The organism is Vibrio sp. 1978 (genome assembly GCF_033344345.1).
The window spans coordinates 25,620-43,712 of the sequence record NZ_JAWPOP010000004.1 but is presented as its reverse complement, the minus strand read 5'-3'; the positions used below and the strand labels follow the sequence as shown (position 1 = coordinate 43,712).

Genomic DNA, 18,093 nt, shown 5'->3' with positions numbered 1-18,093 from the left:
GTTCTGGTATCACTATATAAGCTATTTGTAGGGGTTGTGGTATCAGAATACAAGTCTTTCCATCAAAAAACGGAGCTTTTAGTGCTCTAGCTCCGTTTTTTGATTAACATTTAAACAACATTAATGACTTACCGTACGCACGCGTAATTTGGCGCATGAAGGCATCATGGCGTAACTCTATTGAGTACGGCGTACATATCACCATTGGAATCTTCGATCGTTAGCTCATTCTTGTTGAGCTTATACGTGGTTCCATGCTCGCCATTTTCATACAACAGAACCAGAAACTCATCTTCTGTGTAAAACACACCTTGTTTGATGGACTCATCCCCTTCTTCGTTCGAAATCCTAAACATGAACACGAAATCAGGTTGAAGTATCAAATCCATCTGATTAATGTTGTTTGCCACAAGACCGTCGCCAGATACGTGAGAGCTAGACCAAATACCTGCAAGTGAATTGGATAATCCCTTAGTGAATGTTACACCATTAAGATCAAGCGTATTATGGTTGTTGCGATAGGCATAAATTTGAGGCTCGTCGGTGTTTAAACCAAGAACGATGGTGTCTTCATTTGCGTTATACAGCCCTTCCCAATGGTCAACGGAATAGTCTTTCTTTTGAATATCAATAGAAAAGCTGTAGTCCGAACCTAATGAGAGTTTGATCGCGCGAAAGTTTTCAGCCGACTCTTCGGGGTTTGGGTTCATTAAATACCAGTCTCCGATGAGAAACGGCGTGTCAAAGTGACTTAATTCATCTTCTCTGGTGTTTTCTCCACCAACCACACTAAAGCAGCAAAAGCTAAGTAAAATAAAGAACCACTTCATATCGGCATCCTTATCGTTTTCTTTTAGCTTAGCCAGTAGTCTTCACTTTCGCGAAATTTTAGATGTAGATCACGTAAATTATTGGGAAAAAATAAGCGAATATCTTACTTGATACTCAATACAAACAAAGATGAAAAGACATAAAAAAAGAGTGAGCCTGAAAGACTCACTCTTTTTACTTTGAATTGCCAGTTATTATGACTGATTTTTCTGCTTGAGTAGATCAACCATAATCGCGACAGACTCATCTAAATAAACATCAGGCGCTTCATAATCTTTAGGTATATCATCCAATGTTTTGAATGCTTCCTTACCTAAAGCAGCTTGACGCTCATTGATGCGTTGTAAACGAAGTGCTTCCGCTTTATCCGATTCAGCTTTACGAACTTTTTCGTTCAAAGACAAAGTATTATCGTCTTTTTCTTTACGATATTTCTCGATGTCTTCATTGATAAAGCGGAACTCCATTTCATCAGAAATACGCTTGTTATGAAGAGCAGTAAGTTTTTCAACTAAGGCGTCGTTACTTGGAAACGTTTGATATTGTGCTTTATCAATCTGATCCCAAGGTAAAGCATTGTCTTCAACACTTTCACCTGTTTCAGAAGCCTCAATTGGCGTTGGGTACGAAATATCTGGTGCAACACCACGATTTTGCGTACTTCCACCGTCAATACGATAAAACTTCTGAATCGTGTACTGAACATAACCTAGCTCTTTATCGAAAAGATCGTAAATATGATTCAGTGAACGATGTTGCTGAACTGTACCTTTACCGAAAGAGTTTTCACCTAAGATGATTGCACGATTATAATCTTGCATTGCCGCTGCAAAAATTTCAGATGCTGAAGCACTGTAGCGGTTAATCAATACCGTCAATGGGCCATCATAACTCACTTTTCCATCGGTATCGGCATTCACCTTGATGCGGCCATAGCTGTCACGAACTTGAACTACAGGACCTTCTTTAATGAATAAACCTGTCAATGCCGTCGCTTCTGTTAGCGCACCACCACCATTGTTACGTAGATCAACGATTACGCCGTCAACGTTTTTGGTTTTCAACTCAGCTAGTAATTTATCGGTGTCTTTCGATAAGCCGACGTAGAAACTTGGTACTTCTAAAATACCAATCTTCTTACCGTCTTTTTCGATGATTTCTGACTTAACCGCACGATCTTCTAAGCGAACTTTGTCACGAACAATTGTGACAATGTAACTCTTCGCATCGTTACCTTCTGGCAAGATCTGTAGATTAACCTTTGTGCCTTTAGGGCCTTTGATTAACTGAACAACATCATCCAGACGCCAACCGATCACGTCGACAATTTCTTCACCGTCTTGTCCAACACCAGTGATTCGGTCCCCTTCACCAAGTTGCTTACTCTTTGATGCCGGACCGCCAACAACAAGTGAACGAATTACTGTGTAATCGTCTGTCATTTGCAAAACGGCGCCGATGCCTTCTAGAGAAAGGTTCATTTCCGATTGGAATTGCTCGGCATTACGTGGAGAAAGGTAGCTTGTATGAGGGTCAACCTGTCGCGCGAAGGCATTCATATACAACTGAAATGCGTCTTCATTGTTGGTCTGTGTGATGCGCTTCATCGCGTTGTTATAACGCTTCTCTAAAACTTCTTTAATCTCTGGCCACTCTTTGCCAGTCAGTTTCAGATTTAACGCGTCATATTTCACACGCTTGCGCCACAACTCGTTGAGCTCTGCTTCGTCTTTTGGCCATGCGGCCTCAGAGCGGTCTAACTCTATCTCGTCATCGGTATCAAACTTGATCTCTTCATCGAGTAGAGTTAACGCATAAGCAAAACGATCGAAACGCTTCTGCATTGAGAGGTTGTAAACATCAAAAGCAATTTGGTTGTTGCCCGATTTAAGCTGATCATCAAGCTCGACTGACCAATTTTTAAATGAATCGATGTCTGCTTGAGTGAAAATATTTCTATTGTAATCAAGCAACTCTACATAGCGTTCAAATATCGCTTTAGAGAAATCATCATTGAGGCTGAAGTGCTTATAATGAGAGCGGGTAAATCGCGAGGTGACTCGTTTGCTAGCTGTTTCATGCTGAACTTCAGGAGAAAGAACCGGCAGGTCATCTTTATGTAGTTTGGCTTCAAGAGCCTGAGCTGATGCTGCTAGCCATAAGCTAGCAGCAATCAGGGTCACTTTTGAACGGCAATTCATGCGTAGGAGTATCTCCTTTATGCGCGCAAGTGCTCCGCTTTCACAACCATTTGTAGGCCGTTAGCAAGTTGAACACGTACATCATCCTTATTGATTTCAACAATGGTCGCTGCCATGTTTCCTTTGCCCATGTTCACGTTAACTGCGTTACCTACTGTGATTTCATCAGCATTTAGAGCGCGCGTTTCTACAGGCTTAGTTGGTTTTTGTACTTTTGGTTTATTAGTACGACGAGGCTGTTGAGGCTTTTTAGCCGCAGGTTTCGCTTTCGCCTTACCCTCTTCACGAGCTTTTTGTGCTTGTTCTTTACGACGAGCCTGAACTTTCGCCTTGCTTTCTGCAAGTGTCGCTTTCGCGTGTTCAACGTGCTCTTCTTCTAGCTCACCACAAGGGTTGCCATCTAGGTCTACACGTACTGCACCTGGTTTTACACCGTGTAGGTAACGCCATGATGAAGTGTACTGTCTTAACGCTGCACGAAGCTGTGTTTTGCTTACTTTTTCGTCTTCATTTAGACGTTCCGCAAGATCTTGAAAAATACCAATTTTCAGAGGTTTTGCTTCACCTTCTAAAGTAAAGCACTTAGGGAAACATTCAGCAATATATGCAATAACTTCTTTGCTGTTTTTTAACTTTTCAGTCATGAGGGGTCCTGATTTGAGCGGATTTCCGCGAGCATTAAGAAAAAATATTCTCGTATTATAGTGACATGCCAAGGAAAAACCACACTCGAAGGCTAATTTATGCGTCGTTCGCGTGTGAATTAAGCAGCTTTTCTACTTCAACCATGAAATGAGTGAGACCTTCTTCGTCTGTTTCATTAAATCGGCCAATACTTGGACTATCAATATCAAGTACACCAACCACCTTTCCATTAATAGAAAATGGAATCACAATTTCTGAATTGCTCGCTGCATCGCACGCAATATGCCCCTCAAATTCGTGAACGTCGTATACTCTTTGTATAGTATTAGTTTGTGCAGCAGTACCGCAGACGCCTCGACCCATTGGGATACGAACACAAGCTGGTTTTCCTTGGAACGGACCAAGAATAAGCTCTTCACCTTTTGTTAGGTAAAAGCCTGCCCAGTTAAGATCGTCAAGTTCCATGAAAAGCAATGAGCTCAAGTTTGCTAGGTTCGCAATAAAGTCTGGTTCAGACTCAATTAGAGCAACAGCTTGTTTGGTTAGTCTTTGGTATTGTTCTAAGTTCATATTAACTTCCTACTTACTATAAAAGCTTCCATTCTCAATGTATGGCGCTAAAATGCAGCCCTACTTTATAATAGGACTTATTCTCAATTACAATGCTTCTGAAAAATGACACTATTAGCCGTTCTTGGTTGATAACACAAGTAAAAAAGCACAAGTCCAAGCTGATCATAGCGAACTTGATAGCGGTGCTTGCAACCTTGATTAGTGTTCCAATTCCCCTCCTCATGCCTTTGATGGTTGATGAGGTCTTATTGGACCAACCTGCAAAAGGTTTAGATGCCATGAATGCCATTCTCCCTGAAGCGTGGCACACTCCGACAGGCTATATTTTCTTCACCCTGTTCTTGGTTGTTCTTATGCGAGCTGCGAGCCAAGGATTAAATATCCTTCAAAGCCGACAATTTACGCTTGTTTCAAAAACCATCACGTTTGAGATGCGCAGTAAAATGATCGACAAACTCGGCCGTATCAGCATCCGACAATACGAAACCAAAGGTAGCGGAGGAATCAACGCACACCTTATCACTGACATTGAGACCATTGATAAATTTATTGGTTCTACGTTAGCAAAATTCGTTATCAGTTTTCTGACTGTTATTGGTACTGCTATCGTTCTACTTTGGCTCGATTGGCGACTTGGTCTGTTTATCCTGTTAGTTAACCCTATTGTCATTTACTTCTCACGTAAACTAGGCAGTATGGTTAAACATCTGAAACGGAAGGAAAATCATTCTTTTGAAATTTTCCAAAACCGTTTAGTTGAAACATTAGATGGAATCTACCAACTACGCGCGGCCAATAAAGAACGAGAATTTCTCCAGCAACTCAAAGACAGTGCGAACCAAGTTCGCGTTGATGCAGACAAGTATGCTTGGCAATCTGAAGCTGCTGGTCGCGTATCTTTCCTTCTCTTTTTGATCGGCTTTGAATTATTCAGAGCTGTAGCAATGTTAATGGTCATGTTCAGTGACCTTACTATTGGCCAAATATTTGCCGTTTTTGGTTACCTATGGTTCATGCTGTCTCCTGTTCAAGAGTTGCTTGGGATTCAGTTTTCTTGGTATAGCGCTAAAGCGGCATTAAAACGCATCAACGACTTATTAGAGTTAGAAGAAGAGCAGAGACCGGTTTCTAAGGTAAATCCTTTCAAAGAAGGTAGAGAAGTTGATGTTAAAGTAGAAAACATTAATTTCTCTTACAATAATGAAAACAAAGTCCTAGATAATCTTTCTTTACATATGCCGGCAGGAAAGAAAGTGGCGTTAGTTGGTGCAAGCGGCGGTGGTAAGTCAACCTTGATACAATTACTTATTGGGGTTTACCGTCAAAACTCCGGTAGCATTCGCTTTAATGATGAATTAACAGAAGATATTGGTTTTGAAGTAATTCGCGACAAAATTGCCGTGGTATTACAGCAACCTATACTATTTAACGACACCTTGAGGCATAATCTAACGCTTGGTGGGGATTTTGACGAAATGTCACTTTGGCGTGCGCTTGAAGTGGCTCAGCTGCAAGATGTTATTTCTCAACTGAACCACGGCTTGGATACTCAAGTTGGTCGTAATGGCATTCGTTTGTCAGGAGGTCAACGACAACGGCTGGCCATTGCTAGAATGGTGCTGAGTAATCCTCAATTTGTTATTTTAGACGAAGCCACGTCTGCGCTAGATACCGCTACTGAAGCGGCTTTACACAAAGCACTGACCGAGTTCTTACGTGGTAGAACAACATTAATCGTTGCGCACCGACTGTCCGCTGTTAAACAAGCCGATTTGATCTACGTGCTTGAAGATGGGAAAGTGACGCAAACAGGTACTCATGGTGAGTTAGTTGAGCAAGAAGGCTTATATCAAACCTTATATGGGGGCATACAGTCCCACGCTTAAATCGTTCAAGCTAGAGAGGTCGTTATGACCTCTCTGTCTAAGCACGCCATGCAACCCAATAACGTACGTTTGTGCCAAGGTTGTGAATTGCCTGTCGACATCGTCGACTTACCCCATGGCAAAAATGCACACTGCCCTCGTTGTGGTACACAATTATATCGCGGAGGTAGCCCTAGCCTCTCTGGTAATCTAGCCGTCGCGATAACCTGCATCCTACTATTTATTCCATCGCACTTTTTTAACTTTATTAGCATCCGACTCTTTGGTGTGATGATTCCGGCAACCCTACCTTCAGGGATGATCACATTGATGGAAGAAGGATTTGTTCTTCTTTCATTGCTCATTCTATTTTGTAGCTCTCTTGCGCCACTGACGGTTTGTGTTTCAGTGGTAACGGCACATATTTCTTTACATCAACGATGGTTCCGTGGGCTTCGTATCTCACTGTGGCTAATTCAACATTTGAAGCATTGGGTTATGTTGGATGTGTTCTTAGTTAGCATCGCCATTTCCTGTTTTAAACTCCAAGATTATTCCGACATTTTCGTCGGTCCAGGGTTAATTGGTCTGGTTCTTTTGCAGATATTTACCGTTTTGTTAGTTTCAAGAATCAGCGTCCGTCGTTATTGGGAAGCTTGGAAGCCAGAAAGTTTATATGCTTTTGAGCATAAAGATGTGCATTGCCATGAATGCCACTTGTCCCAACCTGAAGGTGACCATTGCCAGCGTTGTCATCACGAGTTATATCATCGCAAGCCAAACTCCATTCAGAAAACATGGGCTTACCTCATCGCAGCAACGGTCGCCATCTTCCCTGCTAACCTGATCCCTATTTCCATCTTGCTTACCAATGGTAAGCGTTTGGAGGACACTATTTTTTCAGGCGTGGCTGGTTTGGTAAAAAGCGGCATGTATGGAATCGCTGCGATCATTTTTGTTGCCAGTATCGTTGTCCCGGTGATTAAAATACTTGGGCTCGCCTACATCATGCTTTGCATCCAATTCAAACGTTCGGTGTTTAAGAGACAACGAATGATGGTTTACTTTGTTGTTAAATGGATCGGTAAATGGTCTGTGATGGATTTGTTTGTTATTTCTATCATGATGACGTTAGTCGATCGTGGTCAGATACTGGATTTCACACCAGGATATGGCGCGGTAGCATTTGGTGTTGTCGTTGTATTGACCATGCTTGCAGCAGAAAGTATTGATCCAAGGCTAATCTGGGACCAAACAAGCCCAAAACAATCAGAAAAAGAGTCAATGAATGAGTGATCAGAACAGTTCTCAAACGTCATACGTACCAGATGTAAAGCGGAGTAAAGGCATATCTCCTCTTTGGCTGTTGCCAATTTTGACCATGGTCTTAGCTGGCTGGCTTGTTGTGAAGTCGATACACGATGCAGGACAACGAGTGCAAATCTATTTTTCTGATGCCGCTGGTCTTGTCGCCGGCCGAACCACTATCCGTTACCAAGGATTAGAAGTCGGCATGGTAAGAGACATTAACCTCACCGAAGATCTCGGCAGTATTTATGTCGATGCTGATATCTATCCTGAAGCTGCAAAGTTACTGAACGATAAAACACGCTTTTGGTTAGTAAAACCAACAGCTAGCCTAACGGGAGTTTCCGGACTGGATGCGCTCGTCTCAGGTAACTACATCTCGATTCAACCCGGAGATGGTCAAGAGTTTGAGACAACATTCCATGCGTTAGACTCTGCCCCAACAGATTTACGCGTTTCTCAAGGTTTGAATATTAAGCTCAAAAGCCGTGATTTAGGTGGTGTATCGGTTGGCTCTCAAATTGTTTATAAGAAAATCCCAATCGGTGAAGTGTACAGTTACCAGCTAGATGAAGATGCAAAATCTATCACTATTCAAGCCAACATTCAGGATCAATACCGACATATCATTAACAACCGCAGTCGATTCTGGAACGTCAGTGGAATTGGTGCCAGCATCGGTTTTGAAGGTGTCGATGTAAGACTAGAAAGCATGAGTGCCTTACTAGGTGGCGCCATCGCCGTCGACTCTCCGGATGATGGTGAGCCTGTAGAAGAGAACACCGAGTTCCGTTTGTATAAAGATTTGAAAACTGCTGGTCGAGGCATCGCGGTTAAAATCGTCCTACCTGATGACAGCAAGATCAGCGGAGAAGGCGCTCCAATTATGTATCGCGGAATCGAAATTGGCCAAGTTACGGACTTGAGCCTTTCCGAAGGCCGAGAAGTGATATTGGCGTCAGCGGCAATTCAACCCGCTTTTAGTGACATGCTGACGACAGGTACTCGATTTGTCTTAGAAGAAGCAAAGGTGTCCCTTTCTGGTGTTGAAAACATTGCTAATTTAGTGCGAGGAAACTTCTTAACGATCGTACCGGGCGCGGGTGAACGCTCTCGCCGCTTTACTGCGATTCGTAAAAACGTGTTTAACCAACAGCAAGAAAAGTCTATCGCGATTCGGTTGGTGTCCGACAATTCGTTTGGCCTAGATAGCGGTGCCAATGTACTTTATAAAGGCATCGTTGTTGGTTCAATCATCAAAGTGGGCCTAGTTAAGGAAGATAAAAAATCACAACACGAAGTATTTATGGATGTATTGATTGACCATGAATACAAACATCTGATCAAATCAAACAATCGTTTTTATGTAACCGGCAGTGCATCAGCAGAGTTAACTGAATCGGGGCTCAGCGTTACCGTTCCTCCAGCAAAGCAGTTGTTAACCGGGTCAATTAGTTTTGTGAGCGAAGGCAAGCAGGATATTCAAAAAGAGTATCAACTGTTCCAAAATGAATCATTGGCTGAATTGGCGCAGTACAATCAAAGTGGCTCTAGGGCGCTAACACTATTTGCTTCTGAATTGCCGCCGATTTCCAAAGGCAGCCCTCTACTCTATCGTAATCTTCCAGTTGGTAACGTCTCCGATTTCCAACTAGTTGATGGCGGAGTACTAATTAAGGCTACTATCGAAAACCGCTTCGCTTATCTTGTAACGCCACAAACCGTTTTTTGGAATCGTTCAGGGATTGAGATAGATGCATCATTAGCTGGCGTCAGTGTGAAAGCGCACCCTTTGAAGTCGTTAATCGAAGGTGGCATCGCTTTTGACTCCGTACCAGGCGTTGAAAACAAAATCGGAGAAAACTGGAAGCTGTATTCTGATCAAAAAACCGCTCGCAAGTTTGGGCGCGTCATTGCTTTAGAAACCGACGGTTCGCAAGAGATTGCTAAAGGAATGCCGATTGAATATCAAGGTGTTAAAGTTGGTGAAATCACTCTGGTTGTACCGAATTTTCGTCGTAACATGGTTGAAGTCACTGCAAGGATCCTACCTGAATACGTAGAAAACATTGCAGTTGAAGGCTCACATTTTTGGCTAACTGAACCAGAAATTGGTTTAGGTGGCGTTAAAAACCTCGGGGCGTTGGTGTCGAAATCCATCAGTGTTGAACCAGGTAAAGGTAAAGCTAAATTTGATTTTCAATTAGAAAATAGTTCAGAACGCGTGCATGGAATCATGTTTACGTTACAAAGTGAACAAAGAGGCTCAGTACAAGTCGGTACCCCTATTCTTTACCGCCAGATGGAAGTTGGCCAAGTGACCGACGTAAGCCTAGGAGAATTTGCTGATCGCATCGTCACGACTATCAAAATACAGCCTGAATATGCTTACCTCGTTCGTCAAAACAGTGTGTTCTGGAATGTTTCAGGAGTAGATGTTTCCATCGGGCTTACCGGCGCTAACATCAAAGCGGGAACCTTTGATAGTTTAGTTCGCGGAGGAATTGCGTTTTCAACGCCAGAGCAATCGACTATTCCACCAGCGGCAAAGAGTGGGCAATCTTTCTTTTTGTATCCACAAGCTGAAGAAGGTTGGACTCAATGGCGTACAGCAATTCCGAAGCCGTAGAATAAAGCTCAATTCACGTACAATTGAAGTTTGATCATTTTAAAAGAGCAGCAATCGCTGCTCTTTTTTATTGCTCGGCCCTTGTCACTATTCGTTTCTGCTTCGCTTTCGTATATTATTTGCCACAAATTCTGCAAACGAGATCCCACATTGCATCCTAATGTTTACATCCCAGACGCGTTTCTGGAAAAAATCCAAACTATTCTTCCTGCTCACCTCAACATGGAAGACTTTATCGCGTCGTGCCAAAAGCCACTGCGCAAAAGTATTCGAGTTAATACGTTGAAGATCAGTGTTGAAGCGTTTCTAGAACGAACAGAAGCAAAAGGCTGGAAGCTTTCTCCCGTGCCTTGGTGTGACACAGGTTTTTGGATTGAAGCGGACGAGTCAGTTGTACCATTAGGCAACACAGCAGAACACATGTCTGGCTTATTCTACATTCAAGAAGCCAGTTCGATGATGCCGGTATCTGCTCTGTTTATGAATGATGAATCTTACGATGCCGTGTTAGATACCGCAGCCGCTCCAGGCTCAAAAACCACTCAAATTGCAGCTTTAATGAACAACGAAGGTGTGCTTGTGGCCAATGAATACGCCGCAAGTCGTGTAAAAGTACTGCACGCTAATGTGGAACGTTGTGGAGTACGTAACGCCGCACTAAGTAACTTCGATGGGCGCGTTTTTGGCGGTTGGCTACCAGAACAATTTGATGCGGTTTTGCTCGACGCGCCTTGCTCTGGAGAAGGCACCGTTCGCAAAGACGAAGATGCGATGAAAAACTGGACGCAAGCTTCCGTACTCGACATCGCTGACACACAGAAAGATCTTATTGAAAGCGCCTTCCATGCATTAAAGCCCGGTGGTGTGATGGTTTACTCAACATGTACGCTCAGTACAGAAGAAAACCAACAAGTTTGTCAACACTTGAAAGAAACCTTTGGGGATGCTGTAGAGTTTGAAAGCCTTGAGAACTTGTTTGAAAACGCAGAGGCAGCTCTAACTGAAGAAGGCTTTTTGCATATTTTCCCGCAGGTCTACGACTGTGAAGGGTTCTTTGTTGCAAGAATTCGCAAACAGGCTGCTGTTGAGGCGCCAGAAGTCAAAAAGCGCATGGGGAAATTCCCCTTTGCTAAAACTTCAAAAAAAGAATCGACAGAAATTGCTCAACAACTCCAAAGCGCGTTAGGTATTAAACTTCCAAATGACAGTTCTGTATGGCTTCGCGATAAAGATGTCTGGTTATTCCCTAATGCTTTAGAAGCGATGATCGGCGAATTACGCTTCTCCCGTATGGGTATAAAGATCGCGGAAGCACATAAAAATGGCTACCGTTGGCAACACCAAGTCGCGACTGCCCTGGCGACAGGTTCTGAAAGCAACGCCATTGAACTCAGTATTGAAGAAGCGCGCGAATGGTACATGGGGCGTGATGTTCGCCCACAAACCATTCCTGAGGGAATGAAAACAGGTAAAGGCGAAGTGCTTGTCACCTATCAAGGCGCAGTTATTGGCCTTGGCAAGTGGGTAAGCAACCGAATAAAGAATGGTCTCCCTCGCGAATTAGTACGAGATAAGAACTTATTTTAAAAGACGTAAAACGAACCATAAATAAATGAAAAGCCATCGTATTTGCGATGGCTTTTTAATTCGTAAGTATGAAAGCAAGTGGGCTCGCTAGCGATCCGGACACGCTGTACTAAACTAGTTGTATCAAAGTAATGCTTTGATGTGGCATTTCTCTCTATGTTCACCAACAAAATTATTGTTGGACAAGTTTAGCGCAGGCTCTGCGGAGCCGTTTCCCCTAGGCCCAAAAAAAGGAAAAGTTTGGGCCGTTTTTTTGGCTGTAGATCCGCTATACGTGAGTTTGGACTACGCTAGACGAATACCGTCTTTCTCAATGACAATTTTACCCTGCTTGTATAAGCCACCGATGGTCTTTTTATAAGTCCCTTTACTTGTGCGGAAAGCATCAAAAATCGCTTCAGGAGACGACTTGTCATTCAAAGGCAAAAATCCGCCTTTCTTCTCTAGCAGGTCAAGGATCTTACTAGAAAGATCGTCCATTTTCGCCACACCTACTTTTTGTAGAGCAAGGTCGATTTTACCATCTTCACGAATGTGCTTAATAAAGCCTTTCAGCTTTTTACCGATGTAAAGCTTACCAAAAACATCCGATGGGAAAATCATGCCCCAATGCTTACCGTTAACGATAGCTTTATAACCAAGTTGACTACGCTCTGCGATGATCAAATCAACTTGTTCGTTAACTTCATAATTCGCTGGAGTTTTATCTAACCATTTATTGAACTTAGTCGTACCAACAATGCGACCTGACGCTTTGTCGGTATAAACATACACTAAAATGGTTTGTCCGGCAGAGAAGCGAGTGCGTTGCTCACTAAAAGGAATCAGTAAGTCCTTTTCTTTGATGCCCCAATTTACAAAAGCACCTGTCGCATTCACACCCTCAATCTTCATTAAACCCCACTCACCCACTTGGGCAATTGGTCTTTCAATGGTCGCAGCAAGTTGGCTTTCTGAATCGAAGTACAGAAATACGTCTACATACTCACCAATTTCAGTACCCTCTGGTACATACTTACTAGGTAGTAGAACAGAACCGTAATCATCGCCATCCAGAAATACGCCAAAATCAGCCTTTTTAATGACTTCTAAGCTGTTAATTTGACCAATTTTAATCATTGATTTTGTCTCTTTTTAAATTTACGTGGAATTATACCTAAACTAACAAGAAAATCAGAGAGAAAAGCATAGTGCTCTGTTATGCTGTTGTCGTTCAGCTATATGCCCCAGTCACTCTTTTAGCACTCTTATACTTACCTGCTCAACGGAACGCATAAGTTAAGAATGCTTTAGCAAAGTCAGGAGCTTTCTTTGGTCACCGTCGATAAACAAGACTCAATAACATTAAAAATCAGTCATGCACTCGCAAAGAGCAAAAGTGTCGACCTAGATATTTACTTTTTTATACCTGGTGAGCTTGGTTTAAACGCCGATATCATCAGTGAATCCGAATTTTATTACACCTCAATCACACAGCAACGATCTTATTACAGTACTGAAATCCTTCTTCCGCTAGTACACAGTCGACTTGCCAAACGTGGACGCCTGTCGAATCAGCAATACCGAGTAAGTTTGAGTTTGTTCGCTTACCAATACGTTATCGCGCTAGACAAAGCGGTAGCAAGTTTAAACAAGCATGAGAACAACTCCGTAACGGAAGATGAAGTGGACGAAGTTATCGAGCTCACGCTTGAGATCTTAAAGCGCTTGCGGCGTTCTATTCCTTATGAAGAGAACTTAAAACGCTACTACGTTAACATCGATAACTATCTGTCTTGGTATACCGAGCAAAAGTTCCTGTCACTGGTGGCCCATCTACCACGTGAAGGCGACTATGGCACGATCAAAAAGCGTCTGATCACGCTATGTGAGAAAGAGCAAGCCCATCGTAAACTCAACAAATACAACTCATCAAGAGTCGTTGAAGACGTTACTCGCCTATCTAACAAAATGCGCTTGCTAAGGCGATTGATTGAACACCCTATCGTGCTTCGTGAAGAAACCATATCGATGGGTAACAACATTAAGCGCGCTATCAAAGGTATTGCAACCGGTTTAGTGATGGTTGTCGTGACCTCGACAGTGATTCTCGCTCGCGATTATCTGGGGGAAATTTCTGCCTCATTCATTATCGCGATGTCTTTTATTTACGCTTTACGAGAAATCTTTAAAGATGATTTACGCGATGCCATGTGGCGATGGATCCGTAAAGGCAAGCCAAAATGGCGTAAGAAGTATGTTGATCCAACGACGAAAAAAGTGGTTGGCAAAAAATTGGAGTGGCTCGATTATCGTACCTTAAGTAGCTTGCCGGATAAGATTCAAAGAATACGTAAAAAACGCGTCGTGCAACGTGAAGAGCAGATTCTTCATTATCACGAGAAAACCGAAATGGCGACCTCTCTTTTCTTGAGTGGTTACGAACAAACGAGAGAAACATTGAACATCAGTTTGCGCCCTATCATCCGCTTGATGGATAAAAGCTCAAACCGAGTTTACCGTTTAAATGAAGGTCAAGTAACCAAAGAGTCAGTAGAGAAACGTCATTTGCTCAATGTGATTGTCAAAGAGGACAACCACACCGATGAGCCTGTTTATTACCGCTGGAAAGTGGTCTTAAATCGCTCCAAAATCGTCTCTATCGAGAAGATTGAACTCAATTAAGCCACCACCTTTAAACAAGCGAGCCACAAACCACTAGGCAGCCTCTTTTCTTTGTTGGGCTGCTTTTTTTATCGAAAGAGTAAGCGAGAATTCAGCCATTGGCTCGTCACCATGTAAGTTAGGACACAGCGCGACAATTTTTACGTCACGATTTACTCGTTCACCCGTTGCCAAGGTGTGCTCGAGCATCTCATCAATGACATGACCATCGTTACAAACAAAGTGCACATCGGCTTCCGGGCGCTTTAAAAACTCGGCTTTCACACCTTTAAATGCCAGCGAGATCGCTTCTCCCTTTTCTTGCGCTTTACTCATAGCAAGAAAACCACCAGCAACATCAGCGCCAACCGCTAAAGCACCGAAATACATGCTATTCAGGTGGTTCTTCGTCCTTCTGCGCAATGGGATACGAACCTCAACATGCTTGCTATCTATCGCAATGATTTTAGGGTGGCAAAGCCAAATCAGCGGCACTTTTGAAAAGCCAAACAGATTTAGATACAAATTCGCACGACGTAGAGCTGATAACATTTTGGTCTCCTTACCAATCTAGTCAGACCAGTTAATCAACGAAAGAAATAGATGTCAAAGAAATGTTAACAAAAGCTCGATCTCACGAGTTATTTAACCTTCAGGAAGTGACGGCGTCACCCGTGAGGTATGAAGTTTATCGCAGTTACTTAGATTACCTTACAGCGAGATAGATAAAATGGTTATAAATTCAAATGTATATATATTGATTTAATGATCAAGTTTTGTCATTTATACATAAGTCATTTAAATGAATACCTACACCTTTGTATACAATTCGGTATTTCCTGGCGAAGATTCCCGTGAAACGGTTTATTCCTGCCTGTAATTCCGTTATCTTTACCCCTTCGCAATAGAGAATAAAGCTATAACATGCCTATAAAAACAGATGAATTGAGAACCCAACCTTTGGGTCCAATGCCTACCCCAGCAGAGCTAGGTAGTGTACATCCTATTACGGATGACGTTGCAGACCGTATCGCTCAATCTCGTCGTCAGATTGAAAACATTTTATCGGGTGAAGACGATCGCCTTCTTGCGATTGTAGGTCCGTGTTCTGTTCACGACACTGAAGCTGCCATTGATTACGCCACTCGCCTGAGTGAAATCCAAGACAAGTACAAAGACGAACTGTTTATCGTGATGCGTACTTACTTTGAAAAGCCTCGTACAGTAGTTGGTTGGAAAGGTTTGATTACGGACCCTAACCTAGATGGTTCTTACGCACTTGAAGCTGGTCTTCATAAAGCTCGTAAACTACTACTGGATATCAACAAGCTTGGTCTTGCGACTGCTACTGAGTTTCTTGATATGATCACTGGCCAATACATCGCGGATTTGATCACTTGGGGCGCGATTGGTGCTCGCACAACGGAATCACAAATTCACCGTGAAATGGCGTCGGCACTATCTTGCCCAGTTGGTTTCAAAAATGGCACAAATGGCAACGTAAAAATTGCAATTGATGCAATTCGCGCATCGAAAGCATCGCATTACTTCTACTCGCCAGATAAGAACGGTCGAATGACGGTTTACCGCACAAGTGGCAACCCTTACGGTCATATTATTCTGCGCGGTGGAGAAAAAGGCCCTAACTTTGATGAAGCATCAGTCAAACAAGCATGTGATGCTTTAGCTGAGTTTGGATTGCCACAACGTTTGGTTGTGGATTTCAGCCATGCAAACTGTCAGAAGCAACACAGAAAACAAATCGACGTAGCTCAAGACATTTGTAACCAAATTAAGTCAGGCAGCACTCGTATTGCGGGTATCATGGCTGAAAGCTTTATTCTTGAAGGCAATCAGCCAATGACTGACATCAATAACCTAACGTATGGTCAGTCTATTACAGATCCATGCCTAGGTTGGGAAGACACTGCTACAATGCTAGATATGCTGGCAAGCGCTGTTAAGTCCCGAAAGTCCCTATAACAAAATAATCAAGGAATCTTCATGCCATCGTTTGATATTGTTTCTGAAATCGATACGGTTGAACTACGTAACGCCGTTGATAACGCTAACCGTGAATTGTCTACTCGTTTCGATTTCCGCAACGTAAATGCGAGCTTTGAGCTAGTAGAAGAAAACGTAAAAATGTCTGCGGAAGGTGACTTCCAACTTAAGCAAATGCGCGACATTTTACGCGGCCACTTAGCGAAGCGTAACATTGACGCGAACGCAATGGATGCACAAGACCCAGACGTTACTGGTAAAAACTGGCACCAAACTCTGCTTTTCCGTCAAGGTATTGATACTCCAACGGCGAAAAAAGTAGTGAAACTTATCAAAGACGCAAAGTTAAAAGTACAAGCTTCTATTCAAGGCGACAAAGTACGTGTTACTGGTAAGAAACGCGACGACCTGCAAGCGACAATGGCAGCGATTCGTGAAGCAGAGATGGGTATCCCATTCCAGTTTAACAACTTCCGTGATTAATCAATCTGAGAAGTAAGTAAAAACGCCAGCGCATAATCCGCTGGCGTTTTTTATTGGCTTTTGTGTAACGAACTACGTATCCACTTTTAGCATTTGGCATTGCTAGATAACCAAGTCCTGCCCTTGCAGCAATACGAATTCGCTCGTTCCTTGTGGTATGAACACGCAAATTCGAAGCTTTTCAGCTTTAGCCTTGGCCAGCATATCCGAAAGCTCAGCAGCGCTCGAGAAAGCTTCTCTTTCTGCATCTCTTCGTATTAGTTCTAACACATTCGCTTCACATCGAGTTGAGTACAGAGCCAGCTCCGCTTGTTGCATATAGCGTACGGCTTTTATTGGCAACATCTCAACATCTTTCCCAACATGAACCCAAGTACAACTTCCCTTTTCATCTAAGGGTGTTGCCATGGTCGCTTGGTAAATTGCTTCTAACTCACGATTATCTCGCGCGTTTTCCACCTCGGGATTCGAGAAGAATTGCTCCCAAAACTTGCGGCGTAAATCGACACTAGGCAGCGCCTCTTTAATTGAGTTTCGCTTTGAGTTAGCAAAATCCGCCATCAACCCCATGTTTTGTGGCAGTATCGATTCAAGTTTTTCACGGATGTTTCGAATTAAAACTGGCGAAGCTCCACCACTAGAGATAGCGATTTGGATGCGGCCACGATTAATCATAGACGGCGTGATGAAATCACAATAAGGCTTATCATCCACAACGTTAACCAAGATGCCTAGCTCTTTGGCATCTTTGTACACTTGGTGATTTAGCTCAGGATTGTCTGTCGTCGCCCACACTTGAACAAAGTTTTTAGTGACAATGTCACTCGAATAGAAACGTTGTACCCAGCGCAGTTGATGCTCAGAAGCAAGCTTAGACAGAAAATCAACCAACGTCGGAGAAACGATAGTCACATCCGCCCCAGCCTTTAGCAACGCTTCCACCTTTCGGCTTGCCACCTCACCGCCACCCACGACGAGAACGGGTTTATTAATTAAATCTAAGAACAGAGGAAAATATCGCATTTCAATCCATGATTACTCTAATTAGCTGTTGTAGACCATGCTACCAAAAATGGGGCAAGCTCATCACCCTGTTTCGGTATCACAAATAATTTTTGTTTGAATTTTTACTGAACTTCACCTTGCTCAGCTAATGACAGTTTTAATAACAACTTTTTATTCTTTTGTATTGTTCACTCTTCTATTGATTGTTCTGATGCACCAAATTGTCCATGAATTGCACTATTTACAAACAATTAACATTTCGTCATTCTAAATCTCAAGGCACTTTGTAAGTTCTCTCAAAACTTCATTTAAATTATAT

At 42.8% G+C, this 18,093-nt stretch carries 14 protein-coding genes; 7 read left to right on the top strand and 7 right to left on the bottom strand.

The features are described 5' to 3' along the window. Positions 1–164: 164 nt before the first annotated feature. The 4 genes from R8N49_RS05465 to R8N49_RS05450 all read right to left on the bottom strand — a co-directional run bounded on the left by R8N49_RS05465 (position 165) and on the right by R8N49_RS05450 (position 4,247). Positions 165–830 (bottom strand): hypothetical protein, encoded by a 666-nt coding sequence (locus R8N49_RS05465; protein ID WP_186584239.1) that lies wholly within the window; start codon positions 828–830, stop codon positions 165–167. Between the two features lie 195 nt (positions 831–1,025). After that, positions 1,026–3,032 (bottom strand): carboxy terminal-processing peptidase, encoded by a 2,007-nt coding sequence (prc, locus tag R8N49_RS05460; RefSeq protein ID WP_062730581.1) that lies wholly within the window; start codon positions 3,030–3,032, stop codon positions 1,026–1,028. A 17-nt stretch (positions 3,033–3,049) separates the two neighbouring features. Beyond that, complete coding sequence (proQ, locus tag R8N49_RS05455; protein ID WP_005377435.1) at positions 3,050–3,676, bottom strand: RNA chaperone ProQ; 627 nt, start codon at positions 3,674–3,676, stop codon at positions 3,050–3,052. 97 nt (positions 3,677–3,773) lie between these two features. Then, positions 3,774–4,247, bottom strand: coding sequence for a GAF domain-containing protein (locus tag R8N49_RS05450; RefSeq protein ID WP_017634278.1), 474 nt, complete (start codon positions 4,245–4,247; stop codon positions 3,774–3,776). Positions 4,248–4,339: 92 nt separating this feature from the next. On the opposite strand from R8N49_RS05450, the gene R8N49_RS05445 reads away from it, so the two are divergent. The 4 genes from R8N49_RS05445 to rsmF all read left to right on the top strand — a co-directional run bounded on the left by R8N49_RS05445 (position 4,340) and on the right by rsmF (position 11,639). Continuing rightward, positions 4,340–6,136 carry an ABC transporter ATP-binding protein gene (locus tag R8N49_RS05445; RefSeq protein WP_033905326.1) on the top strand — a complete coding sequence of 599 codons (1,797 nt, stop codon included), beginning with the start codon at positions 4,340–4,342 and terminating at the stop codon, positions 6,134–6,136. Between the two features lie 24 nt (positions 6,137–6,160). Further along, positions 6,161–7,411, top strand: coding sequence for a paraquat-inducible protein A (locus tag R8N49_RS05440; protein WP_005377429.1), 1,251 nt, complete (start codon positions 6,161–6,163; stop codon positions 7,409–7,411). Next, positions 7,404–10,052: an MlaD family protein gene (locus R8N49_RS05435; RefSeq protein ID WP_017634276.1), complete on the top strand. Its 2,649-nt coding sequence runs from the start codon at positions 7,404–7,406 to the stop codon at positions 10,050–10,052. Before R8N49_RS05440 ends, R8N49_RS05435 begins: the two co-directional genes overlap by 8 nt. Before the next feature lie 150 nt (positions 10,053–10,202). Beyond that, positions 10,203–11,639, top strand: a complete 1,437-nt coding sequence (gene rsmF, locus R8N49_RS05430) for a 16S rRNA (cytosine(1407)-C(5))-methyltransferase RsmF (protein ID WP_170890642.1) — start codon at positions 10,203–10,205, stop codon at positions 11,637–11,639. Between the two features lie 285 nt (positions 11,640–11,924). Here rsmF and R8N49_RS05425 read toward each other — a convergent pair whose 3' ends face one another. Further along, positions 11,925–12,758 carry a S1 RNA-binding domain-containing protein gene (locus tag R8N49_RS05425; RefSeq protein ID WP_054576876.1) on the bottom strand — a complete coding sequence of 278 codons (834 nt, stop codon included), beginning with the start codon at positions 12,756–12,758 and terminating at the stop codon, positions 11,925–11,927. A 192-nt stretch (positions 12,759–12,950) separates the two neighbouring features. Here R8N49_RS05425 and R8N49_RS05420 point away from each other — a divergent pair, with 192 nt between their 5' ends. Then, positions 12,951–14,303 carry a hypothetical protein gene (locus R8N49_RS05420; protein ID WP_005377421.1) on the top strand — a complete coding sequence of 451 codons (1,353 nt, stop codon included), beginning with the start codon at positions 12,951–12,953 and terminating at the stop codon, positions 14,301–14,303. A 33-nt stretch (positions 14,304–14,336) separates the two neighbouring features. On the opposite strand, the gene R8N49_RS05415 is transcribed toward R8N49_RS05420, so the two are convergent. Beyond that, positions 14,337–14,834, bottom strand: coding sequence for a DUF4442 domain-containing protein (locus tag R8N49_RS05415; RefSeq protein ID WP_005377418.1), 498 nt, complete (start codon positions 14,832–14,834; stop codon positions 14,337–14,339). A gap of 372 nt (positions 14,835–15,206) precedes the next feature. On the opposite strand from R8N49_RS05415, the gene R8N49_RS05410 reads away from it, so the two are divergent. Together R8N49_RS05410 and R8N49_RS05405 are read left to right on the top strand one after the other, a co-directional pair. After that, positions 15,207–16,265, top strand: coding sequence for a 3-deoxy-7-phosphoheptulonate synthase (locus R8N49_RS05410; protein WP_005390197.1), 1,059 nt, complete (start codon positions 15,207–15,209; stop codon positions 16,263–16,265). Positions 16,266–16,286: 21 nt separating this feature from the next. Beyond that, the gene (locus R8N49_RS05405) at positions 16,287–16,769 is read left to right on the top strand and encodes a YajQ family cyclic di-GMP-binding protein (RefSeq protein WP_005377415.1); all 483 of its coding nucleotides are present in this window, start codon (positions 16,287–16,289) and stop codon (positions 16,767–16,769) included. Between the two features lie 102 nt (positions 16,770–16,871). On the opposite strand, the gene R8N49_RS05400 is transcribed toward R8N49_RS05405, so the two are convergent. Next, on the bottom strand, positions 16,872–17,792 hold the full coding sequence (locus R8N49_RS05400) for a bifunctional precorrin-2 dehydrogenase/sirohydrochlorin ferrochelatase (RefSeq protein WP_005377406.1): 921 nt from the start codon (positions 17,790–17,792) through the stop codon (positions 16,872–16,874). Between the last annotated feature and the right edge of the window lie 301 nt (positions 17,793–18,093).